Origin of the sequence: Frankia sp. AgB1.9 (genome assembly GCF_016786355.1) — a bacterium.
GTDB lineage: Bacteria > Actinomycetota > Actinomycetes > Frankiales > Frankiaceae > Pseudofrankia.
Genome location: NZ_JADWYX010000121.1, coordinates 1 through 22,047, shown reverse-complemented (window position 1 = coordinate 22,047; position 22,047 = coordinate 1). Strand labels below are relative to the sequence as shown.

Annotated in this window: 21 protein-coding genes; 20 read left to right on the top strand and 1 reads right to left on the bottom strand. The window is 72.3% G+C overall.

Annotated features, from left to right (window positions below; all coding sequences use genetic code 11):
* Positions 1-125 precede the first annotated feature (125 nt).
* The 20 genes from I6A60_RS33585 to I6A60_RS33490 all read left to right on the top strand — a co-directional run bounded on the left by I6A60_RS33585 (position 126) and on the right by I6A60_RS33490 (position 21,500).
* Entirely contained in the window at positions 126-1,580 is a 1,455-nt protein-coding gene (locus I6A60_RS33585; protein ID WP_307873994.1) for an aldehyde dehydrogenase family protein, read from the top strand.
* 59 nt (positions 1,581-1,639) lie between these two features.
* Complete coding sequence (locus tag I6A60_RS33580) at positions 1,640-3,394, top strand: thiamine pyrophosphate-binding protein (RefSeq protein ID WP_203024199.1); 1,755 nt, start codon at positions 1,640-1,642, stop codon at positions 3,392-3,394.
* Positions 3,395-3,422: 28 nt separating this feature from the next.
* A complete protein-coding gene (locus I6A60_RS33575) occupies positions 3,423-3,629 on the top strand; it encodes a ferredoxin (protein WP_203024201.1) in 207 nt (68 codons plus the stop codon).
* Positions 3,626-4,483, top strand: a complete 858-nt coding sequence (locus I6A60_RS33570; RefSeq protein WP_203024203.1) for a prephenate dehydratase domain-containing protein — start codon at positions 3,626-3,628, stop codon at positions 4,481-4,483. The genes I6A60_RS33575 and I6A60_RS33570 overlap by 4 nt, the downstream gene beginning before the upstream one ends.
* A 1-nt stretch (position 4,484) precedes the next feature.
* A complete protein-coding gene (locus tag I6A60_RS33565) occupies positions 4,485-5,447 on the top strand; it encodes a cyclase family protein (RefSeq protein WP_203024205.1) in 963 nt (320 codons plus the stop codon).
* 43 nt (positions 5,448-5,490) lie between these two features.
* The gene (locus I6A60_RS33560) at positions 5,491-7,002 is read left to right on the top strand and encodes an NAD-dependent succinate-semialdehyde dehydrogenase (RefSeq protein WP_203024207.1); all 1,512 of its coding nucleotides are present in this window, start codon (positions 5,491-5,493) and stop codon (positions 7,000-7,002) included.
* Positions 7,003-7,052: 50 nt separating this feature from the next.
* Entirely contained in the window at positions 7,053-8,423 is a 1,371-nt protein-coding gene (locus I6A60_RS33555) for a Rieske 2Fe-2S domain-containing protein (protein ID WP_203024215.1), read from the top strand.
* Positions 8,423-8,908, top strand: a complete 486-nt coding sequence (locus I6A60_RS33550; RefSeq protein ID WP_203024217.1) for an aromatic-ring-hydroxylating dioxygenase subunit beta — start codon at positions 8,423-8,425, stop codon at positions 8,906-8,908. Before I6A60_RS33555 ends, I6A60_RS33550 begins: the two co-directional genes overlap by 1 nt.
* Before the next feature lie 61 nt (positions 8,909-8,969).
* Positions 8,970-9,209: a hypothetical protein gene (locus I6A60_RS33545; RefSeq protein ID WP_203024219.1), complete on the top strand. Its 240-nt coding sequence runs from the start codon at positions 8,970-8,972 to the stop codon at positions 9,207-9,209.
* A 44-nt stretch (positions 9,210-9,253) separates the two neighbouring features.
* On the top strand, positions 9,254-10,243 hold the full coding sequence (locus I6A60_RS33540) for a VOC family protein (protein ID WP_203024221.1): 990 nt from the start codon (positions 9,254-9,256) through the stop codon (positions 10,241-10,243).
* 189 nt (positions 10,244-10,432) lie between these two features.
* Positions 10,433-11,422 carry an ornithine cyclodeaminase family protein gene (locus I6A60_RS33535; protein WP_203024223.1) on the top strand — a complete coding sequence of 330 codons (990 nt, stop codon included), beginning with the start codon at positions 10,433-10,435 and terminating at the stop codon, positions 11,420-11,422.
* Positions 11,423-11,471: 49 nt separating this feature from the next.
* Positions 11,472-12,488: a dihydrodipicolinate synthase family protein gene (locus tag I6A60_RS33530; RefSeq protein ID WP_203024225.1), complete on the top strand. Its 1,017-nt coding sequence runs from the start codon at positions 11,472-11,474 to the stop codon at positions 12,486-12,488.
* A 54-nt stretch (positions 12,489-12,542) separates the two neighbouring features.
* The gene (locus tag I6A60_RS33525) at positions 12,543-13,457 is read left to right on the top strand and encodes a fumarylacetoacetate hydrolase family protein (RefSeq protein WP_203024227.1); all 915 of its coding nucleotides are present in this window, start codon (positions 12,543-12,545) and stop codon (positions 13,455-13,457) included.
* Positions 13,458-13,549: 92 nt separating this feature from the next.
* A complete protein-coding gene (locus I6A60_RS33520) occupies positions 13,550-14,296 on the top strand; it encodes a GntR family transcriptional regulator (RefSeq protein WP_203024229.1) in 747 nt (248 codons plus the stop codon).
* Positions 14,297-14,399: 103 nt separating this feature from the next.
* Positions 14,400-15,689, top strand: coding sequence for an NAD(P)/FAD-dependent oxidoreductase (locus I6A60_RS33515; RefSeq protein WP_203024231.1), 1,290 nt, complete (start codon positions 14,400-14,402; stop codon positions 15,687-15,689).
* Positions 15,690-15,702: 13 nt separating this feature from the next.
* Positions 15,703-16,887 (top strand): CaiB/BaiF CoA-transferase family protein, encoded by a 1,185-nt coding sequence (locus tag I6A60_RS33510; protein WP_203024233.1) that lies wholly within the window; start codon positions 15,703-15,705, stop codon positions 16,885-16,887.
* A complete protein-coding gene (locus I6A60_RS33505) occupies positions 16,884-18,500 on the top strand; it encodes a carboxyl transferase domain-containing protein (protein WP_203055783.1) in 1,617 nt (538 codons plus the stop codon). The genes I6A60_RS33510 and I6A60_RS33505 overlap by 4 nt, the downstream gene beginning before the upstream one ends.
* Before the next feature lie 32 nt (positions 18,501-18,532).
* Entirely contained in the window at positions 18,533-19,513 is a 981-nt protein-coding gene (locus I6A60_RS33500) for a hypothetical protein (protein WP_203017339.1), read from the top strand.
* Between the two features lie 64 nt (positions 19,514-19,577).
* Positions 19,578-20,386 (top strand): IS5 family transposase gene (locus I6A60_RS33495; RefSeq protein WP_374113487.1). Its coding sequence is split into 2 segments (ribosomal slippage): positions 19,578-19,925 and positions 19,928-20,386, totalling 807 coding nucleotides; the frame shifts between segments, so codons are not numbered across the junction.
* 283 nt (positions 20,387-20,669) lie between these two features.
* The gene (locus tag I6A60_RS33490; RefSeq protein WP_203017335.1) at positions 20,670-21,500 is read left to right on the top strand and encodes a hypothetical protein; all 831 of its coding nucleotides are present in this window, start codon (positions 20,670-20,672) and stop codon (positions 21,498-21,500) included.
* 194 nt (positions 21,501-21,694) lie between these two features.
* Here the strand turns inward: I6A60_RS33490 and I6A60_RS33485 are convergent.
* The coding region (locus I6A60_RS33485; protein ID WP_203042695.1) for an ATP-binding domain-containing protein at positions 21,695-22,047 on the bottom strand (353 nt) is incomplete at its 5' end.

Sequence of the window (22,047 nt, the reverse complement as noted above, 5' to 3'; positions counted from 1 at the left end):
GCGGCGCCCCCCCCCGGTCGGCGCCGTCAGCGCAACGGCGCGGCGGCTGGTCGTGGGCGAGTTCCCGGGAGGATTCGCGCCCACGATCAGTCCACCGTCGCCCGGCGAGAAGAAGTGGAGTGCAGGTGGCAGAGTTCTCAGAATTCATCGACGGGCGCATGCTCATCGGCGGCGAGCTCGTCGAGAGCCGGTCCGGCGGGTGGCTGGAGTCGGTCAACCCGGCCACCGAGGAGGTCATCGGCCGGGTGCCGGCGGCCGGGCCGGCCGACGTGGACGCCGCGGTCGACGCCGCGCTCGGCGCCTTCGACGCCTGGGCGGGCCGTTCGATGGCCGAGCGGGCCCAGCTGCTGCGCGGCTACGCCCAGCGGCTGCGCGAGGAGGGCAAGCGGATTCTCGACCTCGAGGTCCGCGACACCGGCAACACGATCGCGAAGCTGCGCCACGACGTCGGCGCGGCGATCCGCGGCATCGAGTACTTCGCCGGCCTCGGAGGCGAGCTCAAGGGCGAGACCATCCCGGCCAGCGCCGACGCCCTGCACTACTCGGTGCGCGAGCCCTACGGCGTCGTCGGGCGGATCGTGCCGTTCAACCACCCGATCCTGTTCACCGCGAAGTTCGGTGCCCCGGTGATGGCCGGGAACTGCGTGGTCATCAAGCCGGCCGAGACGTCGCCGCTGTCGGCGACCATTCTCGCCGAGATCGTCCGCGAGACGCTGCCGCCCGGAGTCGTCAACATCATTCACGGCGACGGCCCGGGTGCCGGCGTCCCGCTGGTGCGCCACCCGCTGGTCAAGCGCATCTCGTTCATCGGCTCGGTCCCGACCGGGATGGCGATCCAGCGCGCGGCCGCGGAGGTGGCCGTCAAGCACATCAGCCTGGAGCTCGGCGGCAAGAACCCGATGATCGTGTTCCCGGACGCGGACCCCGAAGAGGTCGCCTCGAACGCGATCGCGGGCATGAACTTCGGCTGGATGGGGCAGTCCTGCGGCTCGATGAGCCGCATCCTGCTGCCGGACTCCCTGTACGACGACGTGCTGGCGCGGATCGTCGCGAAGGCCGACGCGATCGTCATCGGCGACCCGGCCCGCGAGGACGCCGGCGCCGGCCCGATGAACTCCCGCGCCCAGTACGACAAGACCCTGCGCTACATCCAGGCCGGACACGAGGACGGGGCGCGGCTGGCCGCCGGCGGCACCCGCCCGGAGGGCGCCGAGTTCGACCGCGGCTACTGGATGCGCCCGACGGTGTTCGCCGACGTCACGCCGCGGATGCGCATCTTCCGGGAGGAGATCTTCGGCCCGGTGATGTCGGTCGTGCGCTACCAGACCGTCGACGAGGCCATCGCGCTCGCCAACGACACCGAGTACGGCCTCACGGCGTCCGTCTGGACGAACGACCTCAACCTGGCCATGCGCGCGGGGCGTGAGGTCCGCGCCGGCTACATCTGGGTGAACGGGGTTTCCCGTCATTTCCTCGGCACCGGTTTCGGCGGTTTCAAGAACTCCGGGACGGGCCGCGAGGAGTGCTTCGAAGAAATGCTGAGTTACACCGAGACGAAGACGGTCCACATTCGTGTGTGAGCATTCGCGGTCGTCTTGGTCAGAACAATCCAGAGGGGGTTTCCGTGCAGCCTGACATATTGACGACACCGATCACCGGGCGCCCTCCGATGGAATGGGGCAGCGACGCCCTCGCGGAACTGCTCAGCCGGCTGGACCTGCCCTACATCGCGATGGTCCCCGGGTCGAGCTACCGGGGCCTGCACGACAGCCTGGTGAACTACCTCGGGAACAGCGGCCCACGGCTGGTCGTGTGCCTGCACGAGGAGCACTCCGTCGCCGTCGCCCAGGGGTACGCCAAGGTGACCGGCCGGCCGATGCTCGTCGGACTGCACAGCAACGTGGGGCTGATGCACGCCGCGATGGCGATCTACAACGCCTACTGCGACCGCGCTCCGATGGTCCTGATCGGGGCGGCCGGGCCGTTCGACGCGGCGAAGCGGCGGCCGTGGATCGACTGGGTGCACACCTCGGCGGACCAGGCCGCGATCGTCCGCCACTACGTGAAGTGGGACGACCAGCCCGGCTCGGTGCGCGCGGCGCTGGAGTCGCTGCTGCGGGCCAACCTGATCACCCGCGCCGAGCCGTCGGCGCCGGTGTACGTCTGCCTGGACTCGGAGATCCAGGAGGACCCGCTCGACCCGGCGGTCACCGTGCCGGATCCCGAGCGCTACCCGCTGCCGACCGTCCCCGCGCCGGACTCGGCCACCGTCGAGCGGATCCTCGCGCTGGTCGCCGCCGCGGCACGGCCGCTGATCCTCGTCGGCCGGGGCGGGCGCGCCGGCGAGCAGTGGGACCGGCGGGTCGCGCTGGCCGAGGCGCTCGGTGCCGCGTGCCTGACCGACCTGCGCATGCCCGCGGCCTTCCCGACCGACCACCCGCGCCATCCGGCCAGGCCGGGCGCCGGGCGCCTGAGCGAGTCCGGACGCGAGCTGCTGCGCCGCAGCGACCTCGTCATCAGCCTGAACTGGACCGAGCTCGGCGGAACCCTCACCGCCGCGTTCGGCGACGGCCCGCGCCCGACGGTCGTCAGCTGCCGCAACGAGGGCGCGGTGACCAACGGCTGGACCAAGGACCACTTCGGCCTGGTCGGCTCGGACCTGGAGGTCACCGCCGGTGCCGACCAGCTGGTCGCGGAGCTCCTCGCCCGAGTGGGGGAGCAGCCGCCGGCCGAGCGCTCCGCCTGGCCGCCGGCGTCCTACGCGCTCGGCGCCGGCGCGCCGGCCGAACGCCCGGTCGTCGAGGGCGACCAGATCCTGATGTCCGACCTCGCCGCCGCGATCCGGGACACCGCCGGCGACCGGAAGATCACCTACACGGCGCTGCCGCTGGGCTGGTCCGGCCACGATGCCCGGTTCGCCGAGCCGCTGGACTACATCGGCCGGGACGGCGGCGGCGGCGTCGGCTCCGGGCCGGGGATCGCCGTTGGCGCGGCGCTGGCGCTGGACGGGACCGGCCGGGTGCCGGTCGCCGTGATCGGCGACGGCGACTACCTGATGGGCAGCTCGGCGCTGTGGACCGCCGCGCACTACCGGCTGCCGCTGCTGGTCGTCGTCGCGAACAACCGGTCGTACTTCAACGACGAGGGACACCAGCGGCAGGTCGCGCGGCGCCGGTCGCGGCCGGAGGACAACCGCGTCGTCGGCCAGCACCTGCGCGACCCCGACCCAGACCTCGCCACGATCGCCCGCGGCCACGGGCTGTCGGCGTACGGCCCGGTGCTCGACCCCGACGAGCTGGCGACCGTGCTCGGCAAGGCGTTCCAGGAGGTCGAGGCCGGCGGGACCGTCGTCGTCGACGTCCGGGTCAACCCGCACGGCTACGGCCGGGCGTGAGGCGCGCGATGAGCCGCAGGAGGTCCGCGTGAAGCTGTACGTCGAGTTCGAGAAGTGCTGCGGCTTCGGGGAGTGCGTCGCGCTCGCCCCCGACCTGTTCCGCCTGGGCGACGACAACCGCGCCGTCTACACCGGGACGGACAATGGGTTCGACCTCGCCGACGCGACGACCGCCGACCTGGCCCGGGACGCGGCCTTCGCCTGCCCCGCCGAGGCCATCCGGATCGAAGCATGACCGCCGGTTCGGCGGTGCGCGAGCCGCGTGAGGTGACGTTCGGGCCGTCCTTCCGGTTCGGGACGCTCGGCGGTGCGCTGACGTTCGCCGGCCAGGCCGCGAGCGCGTTCGCGGGCCGGCACCCCGACCTGGCGCCGCCCTCCTACCTGCCGACGATGGACGACGTCGCGGCCGCCGTCGCCGACGGCCGGCTCGACGGCGGCCTGCTCACCTCGGAGACGTCGAACACCGCCTGCACCGACACCTTCGCCCGGCTGCTGCGCGGCGACCGGTTGTTCGTCGCCGCCGAGATCGTCGTGCCCTACCGGTGCGCCCTGCTCGCCCGGCCCGGCACCGCGCTGGGTGACGTCACGACGGTGGGCGGTCACGGCTCGCTGCGGCAGTGCGCCCGCTTCCTGTCCGCCCACCTGCCGGGCGCCGACGTGCGCATGCACGGGCAGAACTCGATCGCGGCCGCCCAGGAGGTGCTGGCCGGGGACGGGACGTCCGCGGTCGTCGGGACCGAGGCGCTCGGCGAGCGGTTCGGCCTGGAGATCCTGGCGCACGACATCGACGACGGCAGCACGGGCGCCTGGTGGGTGCTGACCCCCGAGCCGGTCACCGTGCCGGGCGCCGACCACCTCGCGGTCCTCGCCGACGGCGCCGGCGCGCTGGGCGACGTGCTGGCCCCCGCCGCCCGGCTGGGTCTGCGCCCACGCACGGTCACCAACGCCGCGACCGGCCGGATCTTCGCCTACCGCTACCTCGTCGTGCTCGCGACCACCGACGGCGCGCCGCTGGCCCACCACGTCCTCGACGAGCTCGGCGCCACGGGCGGCGCGCAGCTCGTGGGCGCTTTCACGACCGGAGGATGACATGACCGATTTCCGTGGCGCGGACGTCCTCGCCCGCTACATCGAGCAGTGCACCAACTGGGGACGCTGGGGCGACGACGACTCGCTCGGGACGCTGAACCACATCGGTCCCGACCAGGTCCGGGCCGCCGCCGCGCTCGTCGAGCTCGGCCTGACGATCAACTGCTCGCTGCCGTATGACCAGCGCGGACCGCAGACCGGCAGCCTGCGCAACAACCCGAAGAACGTCATGACGGCCACCGGCGCGGACCACCTCGCCGGCGCCCAGGACATCCTGCCGGCGGGCTTCGGGCCGGCCAAGGGCTACGGCCGCTCGGACGACATCCTGATCGTGCCGAACCAGGCCGGCACCCAGTGGGACTCGCTGTCGCACATCTTCTGGAAGGGGAAGATGTACAACGGCTACTCGGCCGGTCTGGTCTCCTCCAACGGGGCCGCGAAGAACGGCGTGGAGAACTACGCCGGCAAGCTGGTCATGCGGGGCGTGCTGCTCGACGTCGCCGGCTACCTGGGCATCGACGCGCTGGAGCCGGGCTACGCCATCTCGGTCGACGAACTCGAGGCCACGGCGAAGAGCGAGGGCGTCGAGATCCGTCCCGGTGACGCGCTGCTGATCCGGACCGGTTTCCTGGAGGCCCGCCGGCAGGCCTGGGGCGACTACGCCGGCGGGGCGTCCCCCGGCGTCTCGCTGCACACCGCGCCCTGGGTGCACGAGCGTGAGATCGCCGCGATCGCCTCCGACACCTGGGGTGTCGAGGTCCGGCCGAACGAGATCGACTGCTTCCAGCCGTTCCACGTCGTCGCGCTGGTCCACATGGGCCTGGCCATCGGCGAGATCTTCGACTTCGGCCAGCTCGCCCGGGCCTGCCGCGAGCACGGGAAGTACGAGTTCCTGTTCGCCGCGCCGGCCCTGCCGATTACCGGAGCGTCCGGTTCGCCGGTCGGCGGGATCGCGGTCCTGTGATTAGCGCCGACCACCACGCGGACCGATCCCAGAGGAGGCAGTGATGACCCAGCACACCGTCGCGGACCCGCTGCCCGACCAGCGGACAGCCCAGTCCCGGCAAGCCGTTCCGGCCGTGCCGGAGGTTCCTACGGCGTTGCTGGTCGGCGGTGGCTGGCGCCCGGCGGCCGACGGGCGCACGTTCGGCGTCGACAACCCGGCCACCGGCGAGATCCTCGCCGAGGTCGCCGACGCCGACGCCCGCGACGCCCGCGCCGCGATCGAGGCGGCGGCGGCGGCCCAGCCGGCGCTCGACGCCCTCGCGCCACGGGACCGGGCCCGGCTGCTGCGCCGGGTGGAGAGCGTGCTGCACGAGCGGGCCGAGGAGCTCGCGCTGCTGATCACCCTGGAGATGGGCAAGCCGCTGGCCGAGTCGCTGGCCGAGGTGAGCTACGCGGCCGACTTCTTCGGCTGGTTCGCCGACGAGGCCGTGCGGATCCGTGGCGACTACCGCCTCTCGCCGACTGGCACCACCCGGATCCTGGTGCAGCGCACGGCCGTCGGGCCCTGCCTGCTGGTGACACCGTGGAACTTCCCGCTCGCGATGGGCGCTCGCAAGATCGCCCCGGCGCTGGCCGCGGGCTGCCCGTCGGTGCTCAAGCCGGCCGAGCAGACCCCGCTGAGCAGCCTGCTGCTCGCCGCGATCATCGAGGAGGCCGGAGCCCCGCCCGGCGCGGTCAACGTGGTCACCACGTCGCGGCCCGCCGAGGTGGTCGGGGAGATCATCGGCTCGGGACTGGCCCGCAAGCTGTCCTTCACCGGCTCGACCGAGGTCGGCCGGCTGCTGCTGGCCCAGTGCGCGCCGCGGGTGATGCGCACGTCGATGGAGCTGGGCGGCAACGCGCCGTTCCTGGTCTTCGAGGACGCGGACCTGGACGCCGCGGTCGACGGCGCGATCCTCGCCAAGATCCGCAACACGGGGCAGGCCTGCACGGCCGCGAACCGGTTCGTCGTCGCCGAGTCGGTAGCGGCCACCTTCACCGCCGAGCTCGCCGCCCGGATGGCGAAGCTGACGGTGGCGCCGGGCTGGGCGAGCGGCGCCGAGGTCGGTCCGCTGATCGACGACGCGGCGGTCGAGAAGTTCCAGCGGCTGCTGGCCGACGCCGTCGACCGCGGCGCCCGGGTGGAGACCGGCGGTGGCGGCGCGGACGGGCGGTTCGTCGCGCCGAGCGTGCTGAGCCGGGTCCCGCCGGGCAGCCGGCTGCTGACCGAGGAGATCTTCGGCCCGCTGGCGCCGGTCACCACGTTCCGCGACGAGGCGCAGGCCGTGGCCCTGGCCAACGGCACCGAGTACGGCCTGGTCAGCTACGTCTACACCCGCGACGTCGACCGGGCGCTGCGGCTGACCGGCCGCCTGGCCAGCGGCATGGTCGGCGTCAACGCCGGCGTCGTGTCGAGCGCGGCGGCTCCGTTCGGCGGGATCAAGCAGTCGGGCCTCGGCCGCGAGGGCGGCTTCGAGGGCCTCGACGAGTACCTCGACACCCGGTACGCGGCCTTCCCGGTGACCGCGCCGTGACCGCGTCCAGGAGCCGTGACCAGGAAACCCCGGCCAGGAAGGGAAACGGAATGACCGACTACGCCGACCTCGTCCAGGCGGACCGCGTCCATTCGGCGATCTTCACCGATGAGGGCATCTACCAGGCCGAGCTGGCGAACATCTTCCACCGCTACTGGGTGTACGTCGCGCACGAGTCGGAGATCCCCGAGACGGGCGACTACTGCACCAAGTGGATCGGGGACAAGCAGGTCATCGTCTCGCGCGGCGCCGACGGCGAGATCGGCGTCTTCCTGAACCGGTGCCGGCACCGCGGCGCGGCGGTCTGTATGGAGGAGTACGGGAACGCCTCGTTCTTCCGCTGCCCGTACCACGGCTGGACCTACAACACGGCCGGCGACCTCGTCGGCGTTCCCTACCCGTCCCGGTACGGGCCCGAGTTCAACCGGGCCACGCTGGGCCTGGCCCGGGTGCCCCGGGTGGGATCCGTCGCGGGGTTCCTGTTCGCCTCGCTGGCCGACGACGGCCCGAGCCTCGACGAGCACCTGGGCCAGGCCGCGGCCTACCTGACGGACTTCGTCAGGGCGTCGCCGCGTGGCTCGGTCAGCCTGTCGGCGGGTACGTCGAAGTCGGTGTTCTGGGGGAACTGGAAGTTCGTCGGCATGGACGGCTACCACACGAACTTCACCCATAAGACCGTGCTCGACCTGCGCCAGCGCAAGGCCGGCCCCGGGTTCCAGCGCGGTGCCGGGAACTCCGACAGGTCGCCGAACGAGAGCTGGGACCTCGGCAACGGCCACTGCCGCCTCGACCTGACCCGGCGGGACAAGGTCGGCATCGGGGTGGCGTCGAACGTCGCGATCGCCGCCGGCATCCCCGACAACGAGGCCGGCCGGGAGTACTTCCGCCTGATGACCGAGGCCTACGGCGAGGACGTGCCGGAGACCATCCGGCGCTCCCGTGACGTGCACATCCACATCTGGCCGAACCTGCAGCTGATCGGGTCCCAGGTCCGGGTGGTCCGGCCGCTCGCGGCGGGCCGGACCGAGGTCCTGTGCTACCCGGCGATGCTGGACGGCGTCCCCGATGAGATCAACACCGAGCGGATCCGGTCGTTCGAGTGGTTCGGCGGGGTCGCCAGCTTCGGCACTCCCGACGACGTCGAGATCTTCGAGCGCAACCAGCTCGGCCTGCGGGCCGACCGCATCCCGTGGCTGGTCCTGGGCCGCGGCCTCGACGTCCAGCCGCGTGCGGACGGCGCGCTGGTCGGCAACGTCACCGACGAGGTGCCGCAGCGGGCCCAGCTGGGCACCTGGCTGCGCGCGATGAGCTCCGGTCCCGTGCCCGCCGGTCCCGTGCCCGCCGGGAGCGGGGAGCCGAGGGCCGGGGGAGACACGGCCCCTGACCTGGCTGCCGCGCAGGCGAACGGGGTGAGCCGGTAGTGGACGACCTGACGCTGCTGTCCGAGGTCACCGACTTCCTGTACCGGGAGGCCGAGCTGGCCGACGCGAACGCCTACGACGACTGGCTGGCGCTCTGGGACGACCCGTGCACCTACTGGGTCCCCTGCAACCTCGAGGAATACGACCCGACGAAGCACGTCTCGATCATCTACGACGACCGGGCCCGGCTGGAGGAGCGCTGCTTCCGGCTGACCACCGGCGGCGCGCACTCGCAGGAGCCGCGTTCCAAGGTGTGCCGGACCGTCGGCAACATCCGCGTCGCCGGGCCGGAGGACCCCGACGGGCTGGTCGAGGCCACCGCGCGCACGATCATGGTGGAGCTGCGGATGGGCCGCAAGTCGCTCTACGCCGCCCGCTGCCACTACACCCTGCGGCGGACGGCGTCCGGGTTCCTGCTGCGGAGCAAGAAGGTCGTGCTGCTCGATGCCGACGAGCCGCTGGGCAACATGACCTTCCTGATCTGACCATGCGCCCGCCGACCCTCGCCCTCAGGCCCGAAGCCCACCCGGCCGCCGGAGCGCCGTCATGACCCAGGACGGCGCGGGCCCGCTCGGCCCCTTCGCCCGGGGTGTGCTCGTGGGCAACGAGTTCGCCTCGGTGGAGATCTCGGTCGACACCGCCGGGCGGGTTCCCCGGCTGGTCCTGCGTGACGTCACATCGGGCCGCGCCCGCCACATCGACCCGCTCGTGCTGGAGGCGCTCGTCCACATGTCCGACGAGACGATGCGCTCCCTGGCCGACCCGAACCTCATCGTGTCCGACTAGACCGGACGACTCTGTCCTTGAGAACCGAGCCCTCGGAGGAACCGATGGAGCAAGCAGTACAGCGCCTCGGATACGTGGTGCTGGGCGTGCCCGACCTCGCCGAGTCGGTCGACTTCTACGCGTCGGTGGGGCACCTGACCGTGCACGACGCGTCGAGCCGGTCCGCCTACCTCGGTGGCGGCTACGACCACCACTGGCTGGCGATCGAGGAGAGCTCGACGCACCGTGGCCTGCGCCGCGTGGGCTTCGAGCTCTCCAGCGCCCAGGCCCTGGACGAGGTCGCCGACCGGCTGGCCGAGCGCCGGATCCCGCACGAGGAGATCGGCGACCTCGACGGCGACGGCATCGACCGCGGGCTGCGGTTCACCGACCCCGACGGCGTCCAGGTCGACGTCTACACCGACATGCTGTCCCGGGCGGTGAAGCCGACGCAGGACGTGGTCCGGATGACCGAGATGCTGCACGCCGTGTGGTTCTCGGCCGACCCCGTCGCCGCGCACGCCTTCTACGCCGAGGTGCTCGGCTTTCGGGCGTCCGACTGGATCAAGCGCAACGCCGTCTTCCTGCGGGCCCGGAACAACTACCACCACTCGCTGGGGATCTTCCGGTCCAGCCCCGCGCGGTCCGGCCAGCTGGACCACTTCTGCATCCTGGTGGAGAGCATCGACGACGTGATGCGGGGTCGGAACATCGCGCTGCGCCGCGGGGCCAGCCTGCAGAAGGACGTCCTGCGCCACGCGGCGTCCGGGTCGATCAGCGTCTACATCGCCGATCCGGCGACGGGCATCTCGTTCGAGTTCTGCGCCGAGCACGACATCGTCGCCCCCGACCACCGGCCCCGGCTGCTGGAGGCCTCGCCGATCACCCGCGACGTCTGGCAGGCCGGCAGCCCGGGCCTCGCGAAGGTCGCTCCGCTGGGGGCGACGGCGGAGGCGCCGCTCGCCGCGGCCGCGGGCGTCTCCTCCGCCGGAGCTCCCGCCGGGGCCGGTTCCGAGGAGGCACGCGTGGCCGACCTGGCGAACTCGCTCGCCTGACCCGGCCGCGAGGCCCTGCCCGGGCGGCCGTGAACGGAGCCGGCCGCCCGGGTGATTCCTCCGGCCGGCCCCTATCCGCTCAGAGTAGCCACTAATCTGTATACAGTTGCCTCAATGCAGGGACGCATCCCCCGAGGCTCGATCCGAGCCCCCGCCCCCGCTGTGCACCGCCCCCGGAGGACGACAGCCATGACACTTCTGCTCGACGACGAATCGGTGCGCGGCGTCCTCGACGCCGGCGCGCTCGTCGAGGCGATCGACCGCGCGCTGCGGGTGGACGCCGAACGGCCCGCCGACGTGCCCGAGCGGCTGAACCTCGCCGGCGACGGCCGGTTCTTCCGGGTCATGCCGGCGGTCGTGCCGGCGTCGGGCGTCATGGGGCTCAAGGCGTTCTTCGGGGGCGGCGGCGTCGGCGTCCGGTACGTCATCCTGCTCGCGTCCACCGAAACCGGCGAGATCCTGGCCGTGCTGGACGCCTGCTACCTCACCGCCGCCCGGACCGCCGCGACGAGCGTGCTGGCCGCGCGGGCGATGGGCGTGAAGGGGACCAGGCTGGGCGTCCTCGGCTCCGGCCTGGAGGCGGAGACCCACCTGCGCACGTTCGCCGCCGTGGCCGACCTCGAAGAGGTGAAGGTCTTCAGCCCGCGGCCGGAGGGCCGTGAGCGGCTGTCGGCCCGGCTGCGCGACGAGTTCGGCTTCACCGTGACGGCCTGCGCGAGCGCCGCCGAGGCGTGCGCCGACGTCGACCACGTCATCACCGCGACGAACACCGGCTACGGCGGCCCGATCGCCTGCGAGTCGGGCTGGCTGCCGGCCGGCCTGCACCTGAGCGCGATCGGCTCGACCCACCAGGACCTGCGCGAGCTGGACACGGCGATCCTGCGGCGCGCCGGGGTGCTGCTCTTCGACGCCGACCCCGCGCAGGTCGCGGACGAGTCGGGCGACATCCGCGCGTACGTCGACGAGGGCGGGAGCACGGCTGGGGTCCTGCTGCTCAGCGACGTGCTGCAGGGCAAGGTCGCTCTCCCCGAGGACCGCCCGGGCGACCTGACGATCTTCAAGTCGGTCGGGACCGCGCTGCAGGACCTGGTCGCCGCCGAGCTGGCCTACCGGCGCGCCGTCGAGACCGGCCTCGGGCGCCCCGTGGACGACCTGGCCGCGCCGAAGCGGCGGCGCTGACCGCCGCCTCCGGCCGAACCGCATCTGGACGAGGAGAGTGGAACGAAACATGACGTCTGTGATCAGCAAGCCCGACGTGCGCGACTGGGCGCTGGAGCACTTCCACGGCGTGAACAATGTGGTCATGCCGAGCTTCTCGGCCGACCTCAGCCGGCTGAACGAACGCGGGATCCGCCACGACATCCGGCGCGAGATCGAACTCGGCTTCTCCGGGACGCTGCTGGTCGGCGAGGTGAACATCACCGTCGACGAGTACGTCCGGTTCACCGAGGTCGCCGCGGACGAGGCCGCCGGCCGGTTGAACCTGATCTTCCACGCGGCCTTCAACACGCTGGAAGAGAACATCGCGGCGGCCCAGCGGGCCGAGGCCGCCGGTGCCCGTCTCGCCCTGCTGTCCTACCCGCCCAACTTCTACCCGACCTCGCTGCGGGAGATCTACGACTACTCCAAGGCGTTCTGCGACGCGACGAACCTCGCGGTGATCCTGTTCCCGATGACGCACTGGGGCTTCGAGCGGCTGCACGCCGCCTCGATCCCGGTCGACCTGCTGGAGGCCCTGGTCGACGACGCGCCGAACGTCGTCGCCGTGAAGGCCGAGGGCGGCTTCCCGTCCATCGCCGGGTTCGCGCACGCCTGGAACCGGCTGGCCGAGAAGGTCCTGATCACGATGCCGATCATCCAGGAGGCGATCGCGCTCGCGAACCTGGTCCCGGTCCGGGTGATCGCGACGTCGAACACCGAGTACTACGGGGACACCGCGCCGCGGATGCTCGCGCTCGCGCGGGAGGGGAAGTCCGACGAGGCGATGAACCTGCTCTGGCAGATCGCCCCGGCCTGGCGGGCCAACGGCACCGTGGCCCCGCTGCCGCACGCGCACTCGGTGAACAGGGCCGCCTGGAAGTACCAGGCCTGGCTCGCCGGCTTCAACGGCGGCCCGCTGCGGGTGCCCGGAACGAGGCTGCACGGCAACGAGATGGCGGCGTTCCGCCGGGCGCTGGTCCAGTCCGAGCTGTGGGTCACCGACGACCCGGACGAGGCGTACTTCGTCGGTCGCAACCCCGAATGAGGTGACCGGCCGACCGGGAACCGCGACAAGCCAGCTGACCAGGAGGTGCGTGCAGTGCGTCTAGCCAAGTTCGTGGTCGGGGCCCACCGGCTGACCGGGATCGTCCTCGACGACGTGGTCGTCGATGTGGCGCGCCTCGCCGCCCAGGACCGGCCAGTCGGTGTCGAGGTCCCGTTGGGACCGCTGCTCGCGGCGCCCGCCGACCGGCTGGAGGAGCTGGCCGCGTCCGCTCGCGCGCGGGCCGGGCACGGCGGCGACGGGGTCTACCCGCTCGCGGGCGTCGAGCTGGTGGCACCGGTGGAGCCGGGCAACAAGATTCTCTGCCAGGTCGTCAACTACGCCCCGCACGGCCAGGAGGCGAACATCCCGCCGCCCGCCAAGCCGTTCTACTTCTACAAGCCGTACTCGTCGCTGGCCGGCCCGGCCACCCCGCTGCTGGAGACGCCCGTGTCGGGCAAGCTCGACTACGAGTGCGAGCTGGCCGTGGTGATCGGCCGGCCGGGCAAGAACATCGCGGCGGCCGACGCGTTCGACCACATCGCCGCCTACACGGTGATGAACGACGTCAGCTATCGCGACCTGCAGTTCAACGAGGACGCGCCGTCGCTCAACCAGAGCTTCGGGCGGAACTGGACCAAGGGCAAGGGGCTCGACCGCGGCTGCGTGCTCGGCCCGTGGCTGACCACCGCGGACGAGGTCGGCGACCCGTACGCCCTGCGGCTGACGACCCACCTCAACGGGGACGTCGTGCAGGCGGCCAAGACGGGGGAGATGCTGCTGCGCATCCCCGAGCTGATCGCGGAGGCCTCTCTCGGGGCGACCCTGGAGGCCGGTGACATCATCGCCACCGGCACACCGTCCGGCGTAGGCCTCGGGACCGGGCGCTATCTGCGGGCCGGTGACGAGGTCGTCTGCGCGATCGACGGGCTCGGTGAGCTGCGCAACAGAGTCGTCACGGCGAGCCTGTGAGGAGGGCGGTGTCCACCGAGGAGGCCTTCCTGCCCCCGAAACGGAAGGCAAGATCCTCCCCGAGGCGACTGTATACGCAATACATTGAGCAGATGCCCAGTGAAGCGACGCCGTCCGCCGCGCCCGACAGCCCGCTGCGCGCGGTCGACCGCGCCGCCGAGCGCGGGAGCATGCGGGCCGTCTCGCGCCAGACGCTGGGAGACCAGGTCTACGAGCAGGTCCGGGACGCCATCATGCGCGGGGAGATCCCCGGCGGGACCGAGATCAACCAGGTCGAGCTCGCCAACATGCTCGGCGTGAGCCGGGTCCCGGTCCGGGAGGCGCTGCGCCGGCTGCAGGCCGAGCGCCTGCTCGACTCGAACCCGTTCCAGCGCTTCGTCGTCACGAAGCTGTCCCGTGAGCAGGTGCTGGAGCTCTACGACCTGCGCCAGGAACTGGAGATCTTCGCCACTCTCCGGGCCCGGGCCCGCAAGGACTTCCTCGACGTGGACCTGCCAGCCGTGCGCAGGATGGCGGGCGAGCTCGACCTGGACATGCCCGCCGACGACTGGCTCAAGGCGGACATGGAGTTCCACCACGCGCTGCACGGCCGGGGCTCGGCCGTGTCCGCGATCATCGACGAGGTGCGGTTCCGGATCTACGGCTACCTGCACCTGGCCGAGCCGGATGTGGGCCGCCGCAAGGAGGTCCTGGCCGAGCACACGGCGATCCTCGACGCCCTGGAAAGCGGCGACGAGGACGAGATCCGGGCCGTGATCCGCACCCACGTGCGCCACACCCGTGATCGCCTCGTCCGGCTGGCCTGGGCCGACGGCCCGCCCGAGGCCGTCGAGGGCTGACCCTCCCGGCGCGCGCGAGCTCCGGAAAGCGAAACGGAGGCCCCCGCGTGGGCCTTTGCGCCCGTCTGCTGTATACAGAATACTGAGTCCCCGAGGGCGAGGCATGAGCGAGCAGGACACCATCGTCATCGTCGGCGGGTCCGTGGCCGGGTTGCGCACCGCGGAGGCGCTGCGCCGGCACTCCTTCGGCGGCGCGATCACGATCGTCGAGGCCGGCCGGGAGCTGCCGCACGACCGGCCCGCCCTGTCCAAACAGCTGCTGGCCACCGACGCGCCACCGGAGTCGGTGCTGCTGCGCACGGCCGCGCAGATCGCCGCGCGGGACATCGACCTGCGCCGCGGGACGGCCGCCACCGGGCTCGACCCGGCCGGGCGCACGGTCCAGCTGGCGGGCGGGGAGCGGCTCGCGTTCGACCAGGCGGTGATCGCGACCGGCGTCGCCCCGCGCCGCCTGCCGGTCCCCGCCCCGACGGGCGGCGTGCACTACCTGCGCGACCTGCCCGACGCGCTGGCGCTGCGGGCGGCGATCGGCGACGCCCGGCAGGTCGCCGTCATCGGCGGCGGCTTCATCGGCCTGGAGGTCGCGTCCGTCCTCGCGGGCCGAGTCGAGGGCGTCACCGTCATCGAGGCGATGCCCAGCCCGCTGGCGCACCTGCTGGGGGAGACCGTCGCCCGCCGGGTGGTCGACCTGCACCGTGCGCAGGGCGTCCAGTTCGCGCTCGGCCGGACGGTCACCCGGATCCTCGGCACGGACCGACCCTCCGGCGTGGTGCTCGACGGCTCGATCATCCCGGCTGACCTGGTCGTCGTCGGGGTCGGCGCGGTGCCGAACACCGGATGGCTCGCCGGCTCCGGGCTGGCCGTCGACGGCGGGGTCGTGTGCGACGAGCATCTGCGCACCAGTGCCGCAGGCGTCCACGCCGTCGGAGACGTCGCCCGCTGGCCCAACGCCCGATACGGCCAGACGATGCGGATCGAGCACTGGACGAACGCGATCGAGCAGGCCGGCGTCGTCGGATGGAATCTGCTGAACCCGCGGGCGCCACGCGCGTACACACCGGTCCCCTACGTCTGGTCCGACCAGTACGACACGAGGCTCCAGATCATCGGCAGGCCCGGCCCGGCGGACACCTTGATGATCCTCGAGGACGATCCGGGCGCCCGCCGGTTCGTCGCCGCCTACCTGCGCGCGGACGCCGTCGTCGGCGGCTTCGCGATGAACGCGCCGAGCCAGGCGCTGGCGCTGCGGCGCGCGATCACCGCGGGGCTCTCCCCAACCGAGGCGCTGGCCGCCGCCGGCTCCGCCCTAGAAGCCGCCGCTTTCTCTGGCCTGGCTTCCCCACCCAGCCGCCCGGGCGCCGATCCCACGGCTCCGACCGGCCTCACACCGTGAAGGAAGGTCGACCATGACAGGTCCACTCACCGGTGTTGTCGTGATCGAACTGGCCCGGGCACTCGCCGGCCCGCACGCCGGCATGATGCTCGGCGACCTCGGAGCACGGGTCATCAAGGTCGAGCCGCCCGGCGGCGACGACACCCGGGGCTGGGGCTCGCCGTTCGTCGGCCCCGAGGACGAGCAGGAGTCCACGTACTTCCTGTCCTGCAACAGGAACAAGGAGTCGGTCACCGCGGACCTGAAGTCCGGGGACGGCAGGCGCACGCTCACCGAGCTGCTGCGCCGCGCCGACGTGCTCATCGAGAACTACCGGCCCGGGGTGCTCGCCCGGCTCGGCTTCCCCGCCGCTCGGCTCGACGCGATCAATCCCCGGCTCGTCACGTTGTCCATCACCGGGTTCGGCCACGACGGACCGTTAGGCCACCGAGCCGGCTACGACCAGATCGCGCAGGGCGAGGCCGGCCTGATGAGCGTGACGGGACCGAGCCAGGACCAGCCGACCCGCGTCGGCGTCCCGATCGGTGACGTCCTCGCCGGCATGTACGGCGCCTTCGGCGTCCTGGCCGCGCTGCGCGAGCGCGCGGCGACCGGCCGCGGGACGGTCGTGCGAACCTCGCTGCTCGCCGCCGTCGTCGGCGCCCACGCGTTCCACGGCAGCGGCTACACCGTGGCCGGGAAGGTGCCGGCCGCCCAGGGCAACCACCATCCGACGCTCGCCCCGTACGGCCTGTTCGCCTGCAAGGACGGCCCGGTACAGATCGCCGTCGGCAGCGAGGCCCTGTGGCGCAGGTTCGCCCCGGTCCTCGGCGTGGCGACCGACGACCCGCGGTTCGCCGGCAACGCACGGCGGATCGAGCGCCGCGACGAGCTGATCGCCCTCATCGAGGCCACCCTGTCGACTCGCACCGTCGAGGAGGCGCTCACCGCCCTCGACGACGGCGGGGTCCCGTGCGGGCGGATCCGCACGATGGCCGAGGTCTACGACTGGGAGCAGACCCGGTCGCAGGGCCTGCTCGTCGACGTCGAGCACCGAACCCTCGGCGCCATCACCCTGCCCGGCCCCCCGCTGCGGTTCGACCACTGGACCGCCGAGCGCCACGCCGCGCCGCCGACCCTCGGCGAGCACGACGACGCCGTCCGGCGCTGGCTGGCCACGGACGAGGACCCGGTCGCCGTCGCGGCGGAGCTCCCGTGACCACCCTGGCCGCCGGCGCCGTCCTCGACCTGATCGCGCGCCTCACCGATCCGGGCAGCTGGGCCGGCTGGGACGCGCGGGGCGCCGGCTCGGGCGTTCTCGCCAGGTCCGCCGTGCGCGCCGCGCCTGCCAGGCCGGCCGTGCCCGTCGAGTCGGTCGTGACGGGGGAGGCACGGCTCGCCGGCCACCGGATCGCTATCCTCGCGAGTGACTTCACCGTCCACGGCGGGTCCATCGGTCTGGTCGCCGCGCGTCGGCTGGCCACCGCGATCGAGCGGGCCACCCGGGAGGGGCTGCCCCTGCTCGGCCTGCCGGCGTCCGGCGGCACCCGGATGCAGGACGGCACCGCGGCCTTCCTGTGCATGGCCACCGTCGCGCGGCTCCTCGACGAGCACCGGCGCGCCGGCCTGCCCTACCTCGTCTACCTGCGGCATCCGACCACGGGCGGGACGCTGGCCTCGTGGGGGTCGCTCGGCCAGATCACCTACGCCGAGCCCGGCGCCTTCGTCGGTTTCCTCGGCCCGCGCGTCCACGAGGCGCTCGCCACCGAGCCGATGCCGCGACACGTCCAACGCGCGGAGAACCTCCGCGACCACGGCCTCGTCGACGCCGTCGTGCCACCCGGCGAGCTGAGAGCCCTGCTCGCCGACCTGCTGGCGGCGCTGACGCCCACCACCGGTCCGAGGCCCGTGCCGAACATCCGTCCGCTGGACGCTCTCGACGCCGTTCCGCGGAACGCGAAGGACACGGCGCCGCGGGACCCGGCTGACATCGGTCCGTCGCGCGTGGTCGACGCCGGCTCGCCGACGTCCCCAGGCATCGGGCTCGCCCCGAGGTCGTGGGACGAGCCCGATGCCTGGGAGGCTGTGCGGCGGTCGCGCCGGACCGACCGTCCCGACGCCGTGGCCTTCCTGCGGGCCGCCGCGGACGTGCTGGTGCCGCTGCGCGGAACGTCGGCGGGGGAGACCGATCCCGCCCTGCTGGTGGCGATCGCGCGGCTGCGGGGGACGCCGTGCCTCGTGCTCGGACAGGTCCGGACGGTCCCGCTCGGTTCGGCCGGCCTGCGCCAGGCCCGGCGCGGCATCCGCCTGGCCGGTGAGCTGCGCCTCCCGCTGGTGACGGTGATCGACACCGCGGGTGCCGAGCTGTCCGCGCAGGCCGAGCAGGGAGCGCTCGCCGGGGAGATCGCCCGCTGCCTGGCCGACCTGAGGGCGCCGCCGACGCCGACGGTGGCGGTACTGCGGGGGGCGGGGGCCGGCGGCGCGGCGCTGGCGCTGCTGCCGGCCGACCGCACGATCGCGGCCTGGCACGCGTGGCTCGCGCCGCTGCCGCCGGAGGGCGCGAGCATGGTCGTGCACCGCGACACCGCTCACGCCGGCGAGCTGGCCGAGGCACAGGCGATCCGTGCGGTCGACCTGGCCCGGCTCGGCGTGGTCGACGAGATCGTCGCGGAGTGCCCGGACGCCGCCGACGAGCCGGCGCGCTTCGTCGGCCGGGTCGCGGCGGCGGTGGACGCCCAGCTGCGGGCGCTGCCGTACGAGCACCCCGCGTGGCGGCTCACCGAACGGCACGAGCGATACGGCCGGATCAGCCAGGCAGCCGTCGACCACTGAAGACCAGTGAACCGCGAGGGGCGGAGAACGACATGGCATTACGACTTCGCGGGACATTCTCGCCGAACCCGCGGGTGGCGCCACTCGTCGACGGCACCATCCAACCGACCGGCATCGAGATCGACTGGGAGTCCGCAGAGGCGGGCGACCTGCACGAACGCCACCTGCGCGACAGCGCGCACGACGTGTTCGAGTTCTCGATCTCCAACTTCATCGTCACCCGCGAGCGCGCGCGAGACCGGTGGGACTGGGTGATGATCCCGGTCTTCGCCAGCAAGGCCACCCTCGGCCTCAACACGCTGGTCAACGTCGACGCGGGCATCGAGACAGCCGCCGACCTGGCGGGCAAGAACTTCGGGATTCCCGACTACACGATGACAGCCGGCCTGTGGTTCCGCGCGCAGCTGCGCGAGCTGTGGGGGATCCACCCGCGCGACATCCACTGGCACGTCGGGCGCCAGGGCGACCAGAGCCACGGTCGGCAGATGGGCTTCGACACCGACCCACCCCGCGGCGTGACACTGCACTGGACCGGCGCCGGCCAGGTCAACGAGCTGCTGCAGAACGGCGGCCTCGACGCGGCGTTCCCGGCGGCCGACGTCCCGATCGACACGACGACGGGCCGGGTCCGCCGCCTGTTCCCCGACGGCGGCCGCGCCTTCATGGCCGATTTCCAGAACAGCGCCGGCTTCCTGCCCGTGAACCACGTCGTGCTCGTCCAGCGCCGCCTCGTCGAGAAGGAACCCTGGGTCGCCGAGGCCCTCTTCGAGGCGTTCGGCGCGGCGAAACGCGAGGCCTACCGCCGCGACCCCACCGCCGCCGGCATCCTGCGCAACGGCAACGGCGACATCGACTGGCAGGCCGCGACCTTCGGCGCCGACCCATACCCCTACGGCCTGGCCGCGAACCTCCCGATGCTCGCCATGGGCACCCACCAGTCCAACCTCGACGGCCTGACCACCAAACCCTGGAACCTCGCCGACTTCGTCCCCGAAACCCTCCGCACCACCTGACGGAGTCAAACGCCTAAGAGGGTGTCTCACGTGGCTGGTTGGATCTTGGTTCATGATCTGAGGTGTGGACGACCGCCTTGCCCTGCGGCTGGTACCGGACGAACTCTGGGAGCTGGTGGAGCCTCTGGTTCCCGGTTTCACCCCGCGTGAGCAGGGTGGAGGGACGGCTCCGGTGGCGGACCGGGCGGTGTTCACCGCGATCGTCTACGTGTTGACGTCGGGCTGTTCGTGGCGGCATCTGCCGCCGAACTTCGGGGTCTCGCCACCGACCGCGCATCGCCGGTTCCAGCAGTGGACCCGCGCGGGGCTGTGGCCCCGGCTGCACCGGGCGGTCCTGGATCGCCACGGCGCGGCCGGGGATATCGACTGGTCGTCGGCGATCGTGGATGCCGCGAGCCTGCGGGCGAAAAAGGGGGCTCTTTGACCGGTCCGAGCCCGGTCGACCGCGGCAAGAAGGGCTCGAAGATCCACGTCCTGTCCGGCGCCGAGGGCCTGCCTCTCGTCGTGGCGGTCTCCGGGGCGAACCTGCACGACAGCCAGGCCCTGGTCGCGCTGGTCACCGGCATCCCGGCGATCCGTTCACGCCGCGGTCCCCGCCGCCGGCGCCCGGTGAAGCTGCCCGCGGACAAGGGCTACGACTTCGACCACCTGCGCCTGTTCCTGCGCGAACGCGGGATCGTCGGGCGCATCGCACGCCGCGGCATCGAGTCCACCGAGAGACTCGGCCGACACCGCTGGAAGATCGAACGAACCATCGCCTGGCTCGGCGGCTACCGCCGCCTGACCATCCGCTACGAGACCAACGGCCACAACTTCCTCGGATTCCTCAGCCTCGCAGCCGCGCTGACCTGCTGGAAGAAACTGGCCACATGAGATACCCTCTAAGTGAACGACCGGGCGGCGCCGAGGTTTGGGGTGCCGGTAAGAAACGTGTCACCCGCCGCAAACGGGGTTGATCTGGCTGTCCGCGCGTCGGGTGGTCGTGCGGCGCTCACCAGTAACCGTGCAAGGTTTCTCCGCGCCTGCTGTCACGCCGAGCTGGCTGTGGCGGCCCGTCGATGGCGCGGCCGGGTAGAAGGGTCTGCCAACAAGCCCGGTTCTCTGGTGGTTACTCCAATTGGCGGAAACGGTCGCTCCCTGTCACTACGGTCGTACCGTGGACAACCTCGCGAAGCTGGCCGCGGCCGTGACGGAGTTCGCGGCGCACAGTACCGTGGCCTTGGTGCCGGCGGTGCCGGAACGTGACCTCGGTCCGGAGGTGAACATCTCCCCGGGCGTGTTGGACCTGCCGGGCTTCCTCTCCCTCGCCGCCTCCCTCGGCGGCGGAGTGCTGTACTTCGAGGCTGTCGCCTTCGATCCCGCCGGCGGCGAGGTGGCGGACCCGCCAGCCGAGCTGATCAAGCGCAAGGGTGAGACCGGCCGGGTCAGCGTCGCGTTCGCCGTGAACGGTCTGATCCATTTCTGGGAGCAGTCCGCGCCCTGGTACCTCGAATGGCAGGAACTGGCCGCCAGCCAGTCGGGGCGGTTCCAGGCCCGCCGCGCCGCAGACGAGGGCGCCGAGCGCCCCAGCGACGAGGAGCGGGCACGACTGACCGCCGAGCTGGTGAGCACGCTGTTGGCCGATCCGGGATTCCGGGCGGCGAGGACGGGCGCGGCCAGGCAGCGGTACGCCAAGCTCGCCCTCCCGGAAGGCACCGACAACTGGGTCGGCTGGGATGCGTGCCGTGACGCGGCCGACCAAGCCGAGGCGCTGGCTCAGGCGCAGTACGCCCAGCTCACCCCGCGGCTCGACGAGCTGGCCGCCCAGCTGCTGACGAGCCGCGAGTATCAGGAGGCCAGCTCGGCTGCCGCCCGCAAGGATGCCGCCGGGCGGTTCCTCATCCCCCTCGCGGACGGGTTCGCCGCACCGTCGCTGGTGCGCGACGAGCTGTACGCGCGGGCGCAGCGCCTCGCCAAGACCGGCAAGCACCATCCCACCCTGCTCTGAGCGCGGGCCGGTAAGAAGGTGTCACCAGGGGCGAACGGCGATGATCTAGCTGGCCTGTGGCTCGGCGGCGGTGTCGAGCTCGCGGATGAACTAGATCGCTAAGAGGGAGCTCTCCCAGGCTTTGGTGCTGGAGGCTGTGGTTCGTGCGTTCGTGAGCGCCCGCGGCAGCCTGTCGGTGTCGAGGAGTCGCCTGTTCACGGGGCGGTCTGGTGGAGGCGGTGGGCGAGGCCGGTGTAGCGGCGGCCGGCGGTGGCGGTGTGGACGGCGCGGCTGATGGCTTTGGTCGATCCGACGAGGACGACGAGCTTCTTGGCGCGGGTGATCGCGGTGTAGAGCAGGTTGCGTTGCAGCATCATCCAGGCGCTCATCGTGACCGGGATGACAACGGCCGGGTATTCGCTGCCTTGGGAGCGGTGGATCGTCAGGGCGTAGGCGTGGACGAGTTCGTCGAGTTCGGTGAGGTCGTAGCTGATGGTCTCGCCTTCGTCGGTGCGCACGGTGAGGGTCTGCTCGACCGGGTCGAGGGCGGTGACGACGGCGAGGGTGC

What these genes read in the sequence shown, in the direction of transcription:
- I6A60_RS33570 (WP_203024203.1), top strand. Translation starts at nt 3,626, where the DNA reads ATGACCGCCGGTTCGGCGGTGCGCGAGCCGCGTGAGGTGACGTTCGGG.
- I6A60_RS33565 (WP_203024205.1), top strand. Translation starts at nt 4,485, where the DNA reads ATGACCGATTTCCGTGGCGCGGACGTCCTCGCCCGCTACATCGAGCAG.
- I6A60_RS33560 (WP_203024207.1), top strand. Translation starts at nt 5,491, where the DNA reads ATGACCCAGCACACCGTCGCGGACCCGCTGCCCGACCAGCGGACAGCC.
- I6A60_RS33555 (WP_203024215.1), top strand. Translation starts at nt 7,053, where the DNA reads ATGACCGACTACGCCGACCTCGTCCAGGCGGACCGCGTCCATTCGGCG.
- I6A60_RS33545 (WP_203024219.1), top strand. Translation starts at nt 8,970, where the DNA reads ATGACCCAGGACGGCGCGGGCCCGCTCGGCCCCTTCGCCCGGGGTGTG.
- I6A60_RS33540 (WP_203024221.1), top strand. Translation starts at nt 9,254, where the DNA reads ATGGAGCAAGCAGTACAGCGCCTCGGATACGTGGTGCTGGGCGTGCCC.
- I6A60_RS33535 (WP_203024223.1), top strand. Translation starts at nt 10,433, where the DNA reads ATGACACTTCTGCTCGACGACGAATCGGTGCGCGGCGTCCTCGACGCC.
- I6A60_RS33530 (WP_203024225.1), top strand. Translation starts at nt 11,472, where the DNA reads ATGACGTCTGTGATCAGCAAGCCCGACGTGCGCGACTGGGCGCTGGAG.
- I6A60_RS33520 (WP_203024229.1), top strand. Translation starts at nt 13,550, where the DNA reads ATGCCCAGTGAAGCGACGCCGTCCGCCGCGCCCGACAGCCCGCTGCGC.
- I6A60_RS33515 (WP_203024231.1), top strand. Translation starts at nt 14,400, where the DNA reads ATGAGCGAGCAGGACACCATCGTCATCGTCGGCGGGTCCGTGGCCGGG.
- I6A60_RS33510 (WP_203024233.1), top strand. Translation starts at nt 15,703, where the DNA reads ATGACAGGTCCACTCACCGGTGTTGTCGTGATCGAACTGGCCCGGGCA.
- I6A60_RS33500 (WP_203017339.1), top strand. Translation starts at nt 18,533, where the DNA reads ATGGCATTACGACTTCGCGGGACATTCTCGCCGAACCCGCGGGTGGCG.